The 9,441-nt window shown below is 69.3% G+C and carries 11 protein-coding genes, 1 tRNA gene and 1 pseudogene; 5 read left to right on the top strand and 8 right to left on the bottom strand.

The genetic code is table 11. The features are described 5' to 3' along the window. A partial coding sequence (locus tag RMN84_RS08260; RefSeq protein ID WP_309611700.1) for an FAD-dependent monooxygenase occupies positions 1-1,206 on the top strand: 1,206 nt, incomplete at its 5' end. Between the two features lie 17 nt (positions 1,207-1,223). Here the strand turns inward: RMN84_RS08260 and RMN84_RS08255 are convergent. Together RMN84_RS08255 and RMN84_RS08250 are read right to left on the bottom strand one after the other, a co-directional pair. Next, entirely contained in the window at positions 1,224-1,850 is a 627-nt protein-coding gene (locus RMN84_RS08255) for an LON peptidase substrate-binding domain-containing protein (protein ID WP_309611698.1), read from the bottom strand. Further along, positions 1,847-2,758, bottom strand: a complete 912-nt coding sequence (locus RMN84_RS08250; protein WP_309611697.1) for a tetratricopeptide repeat protein — start codon at positions 2,756-2,758, stop codon at positions 1,847-1,849. Before RMN84_RS08250 ends, RMN84_RS08255 begins: the two co-directional genes overlap by 4 nt. Positions 2,759-2,908: 150 nt before the next feature. Between RMN84_RS08250 and RMN84_RS08245 the strand changes: the two genes are divergently transcribed. Next, positions 2,909-2,983, top strand: a tRNA-Gly gene (locus RMN84_RS08245). Between the two features lie 2 nt (positions 2,984-2,985). On the opposite strand, the pseudogene RMN84_RS12330 reads toward RMN84_RS08245, so the two are convergent. The 5 genes and pseudogenes from RMN84_RS12330 to hemC form a co-directional block, all read right to left on the bottom strand. Continuing rightward, a pseudogene (locus tag RMN84_RS12330) lies at positions 2,986-3,180 on the bottom strand (hypothetical protein); the annotation flags it as partial. 38 nt (positions 3,181-3,218) lie between these two features. Beyond that, positions 3,219-3,542: a hypothetical protein gene (locus RMN84_RS08240; RefSeq protein WP_309611696.1), complete on the bottom strand. Its 324-nt coding sequence runs from the start codon at positions 3,540-3,542 to the stop codon at positions 3,219-3,221. Positions 3,543-3,926: 384 nt separating this feature from the next. Continuing rightward, positions 3,927-4,730, bottom strand: a complete 804-nt coding sequence (locus RMN84_RS08235) for a hypothetical protein (RefSeq protein WP_309611695.1) — start codon at positions 4,728-4,730, stop codon at positions 3,927-3,929. Between the two features lie 8 nt (positions 4,731-4,738). Continuing rightward, positions 4,739-5,407 carry a uroporphyrinogen-III synthase gene (locus RMN84_RS08230; RefSeq protein WP_309611694.1) on the bottom strand — a complete coding sequence of 223 codons (669 nt, stop codon included), beginning with the start codon at positions 5,405-5,407 and terminating at the stop codon, positions 4,739-4,741. After that, positions 5,404-6,315, bottom strand: a complete 912-nt coding sequence (hemC, locus tag RMN84_RS08225; RefSeq protein ID WP_309611693.1) for a hydroxymethylbilane synthase — start codon at positions 6,313-6,315, stop codon at positions 5,404-5,406. The genes RMN84_RS08230 and hemC overlap by 4 nt, the downstream gene beginning before the upstream one ends. Positions 6,316-6,379: 64 nt before the next feature. On the opposite strand from hemC, the gene tsaD reads away from it, so the two are divergent. Together tsaD and RMN84_RS08215 are read left to right on the top strand one after the other, a co-directional pair. Further along, complete coding sequence (gene tsaD, locus RMN84_RS08220) at positions 6,380-7,411, top strand: tRNA (adenosine(37)-N6)-threonylcarbamoyltransferase complex transferase subunit TsaD (RefSeq protein WP_309611692.1); 1,032 nt, start codon at positions 6,380-6,382, stop codon at positions 7,409-7,411. Then, positions 7,408-8,397, top strand: a complete 990-nt coding sequence (locus tag RMN84_RS08215) for an NAD(P)H-dependent glycerol-3-phosphate dehydrogenase (RefSeq protein WP_309611691.1) — start codon at positions 7,408-7,410, stop codon at positions 8,395-8,397. Before tsaD ends, RMN84_RS08215 begins: the two co-directional genes overlap by 4 nt. 5 nt (positions 8,398-8,402) lie before the next feature. On the opposite strand, the gene RMN84_RS08210 is transcribed toward RMN84_RS08215, so the two are convergent. Then, the gene (locus RMN84_RS08210; RefSeq protein ID WP_309611690.1) at positions 8,403-8,567 is read right to left on the bottom strand and encodes a DUF1674 domain-containing protein; all 165 of its coding nucleotides are present in this window, start codon (positions 8,565-8,567) and stop codon (positions 8,403-8,405) included. A gap of 29 nt (positions 8,568-8,596) precedes the next feature. On the opposite strand from RMN84_RS08210, the gene RMN84_RS08205 reads away from it, so the two are divergent. After that, on the top strand, positions 8,597-9,441 hold an 845-nt coding region (locus RMN84_RS08205), incomplete at its 3' end, for a transcription antitermination factor NusB (RefSeq protein ID WP_309611689.1).

Here is a 9,441-nt window from a genome sequence, read left to right as displayed (position 1 = left end):
GACGTCATCATTCTCGGCGGTGGGCTGGTCGGGCTCGCGCTGGCGGCTGCGCTCGATGCCAGTGGCCTTCGCGTGACGGTGGTCGATCCGGCCGATCCCGACACCAGGCTCGACGCGGCGTTCGACGGCCGGACGAGTGCCGTCTCCTCCTCGTCGCGGCGGATGTTCGACACGGTCGGGATCACGCCGCACTTCCCCAAACCGGGCGGCCCAATCCGCCGCATCCGCACGTCCGACGGTCTCGCGCCGGGCAGCCTCGATTTCGACGCGGGCGAAGACAGCGAAGCGCTCGGCTGGATGTACGAGAACCGCCACCTGCGTGCCGCGCTGCGCGCGCGTGCCGAGGCTGGCAAGGCGATCAGCCTGCGCTACAAGACCACGGCCGTGACGACCGAACGCGGCCCCCATGGCGTCACGGTCACGCTCGACAATGGCGAGACCGTCCGCGCGCCGCTCTTGGTCGCCGCCGAGGGCCGCAATTCGCCGACCCGCGAGGCGGCGGGGATTCGAATTGCTCGCTGGCGCTACGATCACCGCGCGATCGTTTCGACCCTGCGCCATGAACAGCCGCACGATAGTGTAGCCTACGAGATCTTTTACCCGGCCGGTCCGTTCGCGCTGCTGCCGATGATCGACGACGCAGATGGCCACCGCTCGGCGATCGTGTGGTCGGTCAAGGAAGGGGACGCCGCAGCGCTCCTAGCGCTCAGCGACGCCGATTTCGCTGGGGAGGCGCAGGCGGCGATGGGCGGGTTCCTTGGGCAGATTTCAATGCTCGCCCCGCGCGCCTCCTATCCGCTCGGTTTTCACCACGCCGCTCGGATCACCAGCGACCGCCTCGCGCTGGTCGGCGACGCGGCCCACGCGGTCCACCCGATTGCGGGTCAGGGGCTCAATCTCGGCTTTCGCGATGCCGCCGCGCTGACCCAGGTGCTGGTCGAAGGCGCGCGGCTCGGTCTCGACCTTGGCGACCGCCAGCTGCTCGACCGTTATCAGCGCTGGCGCAGCCTCGACACGCTGATGGTGGCGATATCGACTGACGGGCTCAGCCGGCTCTACGGCGTGCCGGGAAGGACGGCTTCGGCAGTGCGGCGCTTCGGCATGAGCTTGGTCGACCGCATCGGCCCGCTCAAGGAGCGATTGATGGCGGAGGCGCGCGGCACGAGCGGCGATTTGCCGCTCTTGCTTCGTGGGCTCCCGATTTAACACCGCAAAGCGATAATCTATTGCAGCGTCTGCCCTGAATCCGCCCCGCCCGGAGCCAGCCGCTGGAACTGCATCAGCTGCACGATCAGATCGGCCCGCCCGGCTAGCGTCCGCTCTTCCAGCAGCGCCTGTTTCGCGCCGATGTCGAACGGCGCAACTTGCGAGATGGCATTGACCAGCATCTCGTCGTCGAGCCGCCCGACCGCGTCCCAATCGACCGCCAGCCCGAGGGCATCGCCGAACCGCCGGGCTTCGCGCTCGACATCGCTCCGCTGGATCAGCGCCAGCGGCTCGGGCTCGCGGTCGTCGAACGCGGTCAGGTCGACGTCGGCCTGGCGATAGCTTGTTCCGACATCGGCCTCGGCGATCAGGCGGAACCGCTCCGACCCCTGCAGCACGATGTTGAACCGCCCGTCCTCCAGTTCCTCGACCCCGACCAGCTCGCCGATGCAACCGACCCGATAGAGCGGCGGGTGATCGCCCGGCTCGCTCGGCTGGATCATTGCGATTCGTGCCTTGCCGGCCAATGCGTCGCGAATCATGTCGCGATAACGGGTCTCGAAGATGTGCAGCGGCAGCTGCGAACGCGGGAACAGGATCGCTCCGGCGAGCGGGAACAGCGGGATCCGCAGCGGCTTGCTCATGTGAACAGGAGCGCCGACAGCCGTCGCCGTTGCGCTCTCCCCCACGGATCTTCGAAGCCGGCGGCCTCGAGCAGCTGCAGCAACCGCGACCGCGCCGCGCCGTCGTTGGCAGCGGCGTCGCGCCCGATCGAATCGAGCAGGGCGTCGGTCGCTCCGTCGCGATCGCCCGCCGCCATGCGCGCATTGGCGAGGTCTAGCCGCGCCGCATGATCGTCGGGATCGGCCGCGATCCGCGCCTCGATCGCCGCCACATCGGAACTCGGCAGGGGCACGTCGGCCACCTCGAGCGCGGCCCGCGCGCGCTGGACCGCGGCGTCTTTGGAGGCACTCTGCGGTGTCGCGTCGAGAATTGCGCGGGCCTCGGCGAATTGCCGGTCGACGACCAGCGCTCGCACCAGCCCGCCGATGACCGCCACATCCTCGGGCGCCATCTCGTGGATCTGGCGGAAGATCGACACAGCGCGCGGCGCGTCGCCTTCGGCCAGCACCTGCTCGCCCATCGCGACCAAGCGTTCGATCTGCACCGCCAGTTCCTGCGTTGCGCCCGTGATCGGCAGCCGGCCCAATATCTGGTCGATCGCGCGGGTCAGCTGCGCCTCGGTGCGATAGGCAGTGAGGTCGGCGACCGGCTGGCCCTGGAAAATGGCATAGACGGTGGGGATCGACTGGACGCGGAACTGCGCGGCGATCGTCTTGTCCGCCTCGACGTCGATCTTGGCCAGCACCACGCCTTGGTCGGCATAGTCGGCGGCGATTTTCTCCAGGACCGGCGACAGCTGCTTACAAGGCCCGCACCATTCGGCCCAGAAATCGAGGATCACCAGGCTGGTCATCGACGGCTCGATGACGTCCTGTTCAAACCGGGCGAGCGCTTCTCGCTCGGCTTCGCTCATCGCCACGGTCGCCACGCACGCCTCCAACACAGGTCCTGCCGCCATATGTGCCTAACCGCGGATGGTCACAAGGTCTGCCACGCGGGGGTTGCCGCCCGCCGGGGCCGATGCTAAGCGCCCGCCCTCACCCACCGGAGGCCCTTGCGGAACCCGGATAGGCGCCGAGCGGGCGTAGCTCAGGGGTAGAGCACAACCTTGCCAAGGTTGGGGTCGAGGGTTCGAATCCCTTCGCCCGCTCCATTTCAAGACCCGCCGGGGGCGGGTCGTGAAACGGAGCGCTGAGCGGCAACGCCGCGAAAGCGACCAGCCCGGTTCGAGTCCGCCCTGAGCCGGTTGGCCCCAGTCTTCGTGGTACCCATCGTGGAAAGGAGAAAGGCGGTCGAGGCGGGGGACAGCAGCTGGTTCTGGTGCAACCGGGCGAGCGCCCGCACCACCGACGCGGGGGTGCGCCGTCGTAGGGATGGTCGATATAGCGTTACAGCAGCGTGCGGCGCAGCGGCAGCGGCAGGGCGTCGCGCGGCTTCTCAACCCCGCCGTCGATGGCATGGTCCGGGCGCCAGTGCAGCCCCGCGATCTTCGATTGCAGCGCTCGCTTGCCATTATAGAAACGGATCGCGCCGAGCCGCTTCCTCGCGATCATCGCGCGCACCGCCGCGGATCCGCCGACCGCCCGCATCAGCCGGTCGTTGCACATATTGTCGCTCAAGGTGATGGCGTCGTTGAGCAGGCGGCCGAACGTCGTCACTTCGCTGCCGTTGGCCAGCACCGCCGCCGCGATCGGCTGATGGAACAGGGTCATTGTCGCTGCGGGTCAGCACCACCGGTCATCTAAAAATACCCTTCTGTGATCGATCGCATCCATCGCCGTGATCGCGACCCACAAGTTCTGCTGCGGGTAGACTTGGTCGGCGTGCCAGCCGGGCTGCCAAGCCGTCCTCGACCGAGCGTACGATATCCCGAACTGACCTTCGAATTCGGCGCCGAGCCGGGCGATGCGGTAACGGATGAAGGCCGGGGACCTTCACGTGACGATTCCGGCCGAGGGGCGGTTTGCGGGCTGGTCGCGCAACCGGTCGATCGGCGAGTGAAGGTCCCCGGCGACGGCGACGTGGCATAAGCCGATCAGTCGTCCAACGCGCATCAATCCATCCCTGCCCAATGTCACGCACGGGGCTGCGACATGCTATTGCGCGGCGGCGGTCTTGGTCGGCGCGGCCACGGAGACCGAAGTCGGCAGCAGCGCTGCCGTCTCGACCTCGTCGAGTGCCCGATGAACCGCGATATAGTGTCGCGCCTGCGCCACCCAGTCACTCGCTCGCGCGACGCCGGGCAGCCGCATCGTCTCGGCCAGCGCGCCATCGACCTCGCCGCGCTGCAAACGCGACAGTGCCCGGTCGTACCGCGCCTGGGGTCGAACCGACGGAGAATCGGCGCGGCGAATGCTGACCAGCGTCCCCATTTCGCGCCGCACCCCGGTCCACCAGCTCTCGTCGGACCCGGCGCTGCGCAGCGGTTCGCCGAGCGCGCCGTAACTGTCGACGAGCTGGTCGAGCCGCACCGGCTGGCGCGCCGAAGTCACGATCGTCGCCACCGCCTGCTCGTGCCCGCTGCCGAACCGCTCGATCAGCAGCGGCTCGAGGTAGCCCAGCGCCAGCCCACGATCGACCGCCCGCCTGGCAGCAAAGGCAACCAGTAAGGCATCGGCTCGCCCGGCAGATCCCTGCGCCCGTTGAGTCGCGTTTTCGACCGACGCCAACCGTCCCTCGACCGCCGCCAGCCGCGCGTCGGTCTGCGGAATCGGATTAGCAATGGGTAAAGGTGCAGGCGGGACGAGCCCGATTGGCGCGGCGGGGGCCGGGGCCACGCCGAGCAACTGCGCCGCCGGGGCCGACCGCGCCAAGCCCCAGATCGCCAGACCCGCGCCCGCCAGCAGAAGCAGCAGCGCCAGTGCCAGGCGAGCGGTCCAATTGGGTCGCGCGTCGGTCATGCACCGGTCTATAAGCACAGCTCGGCGGCAAGGGCCAGCAGGGCGCTGTCGCTCGGCCGCTCGGCCACGGCGATCCGCTCCCACCCGTCGCCCGCCGCCACCGCCACCGCCGGGCTGAACGCGACCAGCGCGATCGTCGACCGATCGATGCCATGCTTCTCCGTCAGCGCTGCCAGGCGGGACGCGGCGCGCGGTGAATGCAGTGCGACGACTGCTCCTGCTGCCAGCACCCTCAGATCATTTGGCGGATCGATCGACGTCGCTTCATAGACATTGACCACGTCGATTCGGTGGACGGCGTCGGCGATCTCGCTGCGCTCGTGACCCGCGAGGTGGAGCAGTCGCAGCGACGGCAGGAGGGTCTGCATCAGTGCTGCAACTCCGGCATGCCCGACCAGCTCGACGCGAAATCCAAGCTCGCGAGCGGCCGCCGCCGTCGCCTCGCCGACCGCCGCGACCGGCAGCAGTCGCAGGCGCCCAAGCTCGGGCCCGCCGTGGCGCAGCGCATTGGCGCTGGTCAAAAGAAGCATGTCGAAAGCGGTCGGATCGGGCGCATGCCAAGCCACGGGCCGCACTTCGAACAATGGCATTGCCGCCGCCTCAATGCCCATCGCGCGTGCTTTTGACGCCGTCGCACTCGCCCCCGGTTCGGGCCGGACGAGCAGCAATCGCCTCACGCCGCGTCGAACAACCGCTGGATCGTCGTCGGCGCCCGCGCCAGCATCGCCCGCGCCAACGCGGCCGGAGTCGCGTCATCGCCTGCCGCGAACCGGGCCTCGTCGCCGATTTGATCGGCGCCATCCTCCGACAGGATTTGCGCCCGCAGCACCACCGATCCATCCGCCGCGATCGTCGCCAGCGCCGCGACTGGCGAATGGCACGTCCCGCCCAGTGCCCGCGTGAACGCCCGCTCGGCGCGCACAGCGTCGAAGGTTGCGCAGTCATTGATCGTCGCGAGGATGGTCCGCGTCTGCGTATCGTCAGCGCGACACTCGATCCCGATCGCGCCTTGTGCGGGGGCAGAGAGCATGTTGTCGATCGCGGCGCCGATCCCGCTTTTGCCCAGCCGGTCGAGCCCGGCAGCCGCCAGCAGGGTCGCATCGCACTCCCCCGCCGCCAACTTGGCCAGCCGCGTGTCGACATTGCCGCGAATCGTAACGATCGTCAGGTCGGGCCGAACGGCCAGCAATTGCGCTCCGCGTCGCGGCGAGGAAGTCCCGACGACCGCGCCCTGCCGCAGCGCCGTGATCGATTCGGCCCCGATCAACCGGTCGCGCACGTCGGCGCGGGGCAGCGTCGCGGCGATGCACAGTGCATCGGGCCGCTCGCTTTCGACATCCTTCATAGAATGGACCGAGGCATGGGTTTCGCCTGCCAGCAGCACCTCGTCCAGCTCCCTGGTCCACATCGCCTTGCCGCCGATTTCGGCCAGCGGCCGATCCTGCACGACATCGCCGGTGGTCTTGACGATGCGGATTGCGACCGTTCCCGCCGCCCAGCCCTGCGCCGCCTCGATCGCCGCCGCAGTCATGTGCGCCTGCGCCAGTGCCAGCGGTGAGCCGCGCGTCCCCAGGATCAATGGCATCGTGTTTCGCTCTCCCGTGTGCTCACTCTAGCCGGAACGCACCGGCTAGGGCAAAGGCGCGGTTATGGCGTTGATCCTCGGTCTCGAATCCTCGTGCGATGACAGTGCCGCGGCGCTCGTCACGTCCGACCGGCGCATCCTGGCGCAAGCGGTCGTCGGGCAGGACGCGGCCCATCGCCCCTATGGCGGCGTCGTCCCCGAAATCGCCGCTCGCGCCCATGTCGAACGGCTGCCCGGCCTGATCCGCCAGGTAATGGCCGAAGCCGGTGTCGTCCCATCCGATCTCGACGCCATCGGCGCCACCGCCGGTCCGGGGCTGATCGGCGGAGTCATGGTCGCGCTGCTGGCTGGCAAGGGGCTGGCGCTGGCGGCGGGCAAGCCGCTGATCACCGTCAACCATCTCGAAGGTCACGCCCTCTCGCCGCGCCTCGCCGATACCGGTCTCGGGTTTCCCTATCTGCTGCTGCTCGTATCGGGCGGGCATTGCCAGCTGCTGCTGGTGGGCGGCGTCGGCCAGTATCGCCGACTGGCCACCACCATCGACGATGCGGCGGGCGAGGCGTTCGACAAGGCGGCGAAGATGCTCGGCCTTACCTATCCCGGCGGCCCGGCGATCGAGGCGCTGGCGGCCAGCGGCGATCCGCGCGCCGTCCCGCTGCCGCGCCCGCTGCTCGGCAGCGACGAGCCCCATTTCTCGTTTGCGGGCCTAAAGAGCGCAGTGCAGCGCGCGGTGGCGACCGGCGCGCACCGGCCTGAAGATATCGCCGCCAGTTTCCAGCAGGCGGTGGTCGACTGCCTCGTCGACCGCACCGCGCGAGCACTGGCATCGTCCGACGCGCCGACGCTAGTCGTCGCCGGCGGGGTCGCCGCCAATGGCGCGGTCAGGACCGCCCTCGCCGAACTGGCGCAGCGTTCTTCACGGCGCTACTCGGTCCCGCCGGGCTGGCTGTGCACCGACAATGCGGCCATGATCGGTTGGGCGGGGGCGGAGCGATTCGCGCTCGGCCTGGTCGATCGGCTCGACGCCCCGGCGCGCGCCCGCTGGCCGCTTGACGAACGCGCCGAACCGGTACGCGGGGCAGGGGTCAAGGCATGACGATCGAACGACTGGGCGTGATCGGCGGCGGCGCATGGGGCACCGCCCTGGCCCAGGTAGCTGCCACCGGCGGGCGCGACACCTTGCTGTGGGCACGCGAGCCGGACGTCGTCACCGCCATCAACGCAACCCACGAGAACCCGATTTTCCTACCCGGACAGCGCTTGTCGCCAGCGATCCGCGCGACCCCCGACCTGGTCGATCTTGAAGCGTGCGACGCTTGGCTGGTCGTCACCCCTGCCCAGCACATGCGCGCCACGCTCGCCGCCGGCCCGCCGTGCGGCCGCCCGCTGATCCTGTGCGCCAAGGGGATCGAGGAGGCGTCGGGTCTGCTGCTCCACCAGGTTGCGCTCGAAGCCTGCCCCGGTGCGCAAATTGCGGTCCTCTCCGGCCCAACCTTCGCCCATGAAGTCGCCGCGAGCCTGCCCACCGCCGTCACCCTCGCCTGCGAGGACGCCGCGCTCGGCGATGCGCTTCGCAACCGCATCGCCCTACCGACCTTCCGCACTTACGCCACCGACGATATCGCCGGTGCCGAAGTCGGCGGCGCGGTCAAAAATGTCCTCGCCATCGCCTGCGGCGTGGTCGAAGGGCGCCGCCTCGGCCAGAATGCGCGCGCCGCGCTGATTGCGCGCGGTTTCGCCGAAATGACCCGCTTCGGGCTGGCAATGGGCGCGCGGCGGGAGACGCTGGCGGGCTTATCGGGCTTCGGCGATCTTGTGCTGACCTGCTCGTCGACTAGCTCGCGCAACTATTCGCTCGGCAAGGGTCTTGGAGAGGGTCGCAGCGCGTCGGACCTGATGGCCGATCGCCGCACCGTGGCCGAGGGCGCCTTCACCGCCCCGGTCCTGCATCGGCTGGCGCAAGGCAAAGGCATCGACATGCCGATTGTCGCGGCGGTGGCGGCGTTGCTGGCGGGTGAGGCGGGTGTCGACGACGTGCTCGAAAGTCTCCTCGCCCGCCCGACTCGCCCGGAGCATTATTGACGCCCTCAAAAATCGATCGCGATGCCCTTTTTCTCCCAATCGCCATAGCGCGTCGGGTCGAGCCGCTTTTCCTCTCCCACCGGAATCGACTTCTCGACCGATTCCGGCGCAGGCACCGGCGGCGAGGGAGTCAGTGTCTTCGGCGCAACGACATGAGCGGGGCGTTTCATTGTTCGACATTTGGGGTCTAAAGGGCCGCGTGCCAACCCCCCCTGACTCCCCCGCCCCGACTGACCTGCCCGACGGTCTGCCCGCCCGTGCGGCTGCCCTGCGCATGCTCGACGGCGTCCTCCGCCGTGGCCAGACGCTTGAAGCGGCGGCGCAGGGCGGTCCGTCGTTACCCCCGGCCGATCAGGCACTTGCGCTGGCGATTGCCGGCGAAACCTTCCGCCGCCTGCCCGACATCGATCTGATGATCGACAGCGCGACCCGCCTGCGCCTCGCCGACGATGCCAAGGCGCGGATGGTGCTGCGGCTGGCGCTGGCGCAGAAGATCGGGCTCGGTACGCCCGACCATGCCGTGGTCGCGACCGCACTGCCGCTAGTCGACGGTGGTCCGCGACGACTGGTCCATGGCGTGCTCGGCACGCTTCTGCGTCGCGGCGTGCATACGTTCGATGCCCCGCGCCTGCCGGTCGAGGTCGAGGAGCGCTGGCGCCGCGCATGGGGGACGCCGATGGTCGAGGCCGCGCGCCGCGCCATCGCCGGCCGCGCGCCGCTCGATCTGACGTTCAAGGATGATGCTGCGGCAAAGGCCTACCCGGGCGCAAACTCGCTCGGCACTCGCCACGCCCGGCTGGCAGTGTCGTCGAATGTTGCCGAACTGCCCGGCTATGGCGACGGCGACTGGTGGGTGCAGGACCTCGCCGCCTCGCTCCCCGCGCGCCTCATCCCGGCGTCGGCTAGGACTGTCCTCGAACTGTGCGCCGCGCCTGGCGGCAAGACGATGCAACTCGCCGCCGCGGGTCACGCCGTCACCGCGCTCGACCGCAAGCTAAGTCGTCTGGCACGACTGCAGGCCAATCTCGACCGCACGAAGCTCAC

It is taken from the genome of Sphingomonas sp. (genome assembly GCF_031380695.1).
GTDB lineage: Bacteria > Pseudomonadota > Alphaproteobacteria > Sphingomonadales > Sphingomonadaceae > Sphingomicrobium.
Note: the sequence above shows the minus strand (reverse complement) of the source record. Positions and strands in the feature narration are given on the sequence as shown.

Excerpts from the sequence above, each read along its gene's own strand:
- RMN84_RS08255 (WP_309611698.1), bottom strand. The coding sequence starts at position 1,850 with ATGAGCAAGCCGCTGCGGATCCCGCTGTTCCCGCTCGCCGGAGCGATC.
- RMN84_RS08240 (WP_309611696.1), bottom strand. The coding sequence starts at position 3,542 with ATGACCCTGTTCCATCAGCCGATCGCGGCGGCGGTGCTGGCCAACGGC.
- RMN84_RS08235 (WP_309611695.1), bottom strand. The coding sequence starts at position 4,730 with ATGACCGACGCGCGACCCAATTGGACCGCTCGCCTGGCACTGGCGCTG.
- hemC (WP_309611693.1), bottom strand. The coding sequence starts at position 6,315 with ATGCCATTGATCCTGGGGACGCGCGGCTCACCGCTGGCACTGGCGCAG.
- tsaD (WP_309611692.1), top strand. The coding sequence starts at position 6,380 with ATGGCGTTGATCCTCGGTCTCGAATCCTCGTGCGATGACAGTGCCGCG.
- RMN84_RS08215 (WP_309611691.1), top strand. The coding sequence starts at position 7,408 with ATGACGATCGAACGACTGGGCGTGATCGGCGGCGGCGCATGGGGCACC.
- RMN84_RS08210 (WP_309611690.1), bottom strand. The coding sequence starts at position 8,567 with ATGAAACGCCCCGCTCATGTCGTTGCGCCGAAGACACTGACTCCCTCG.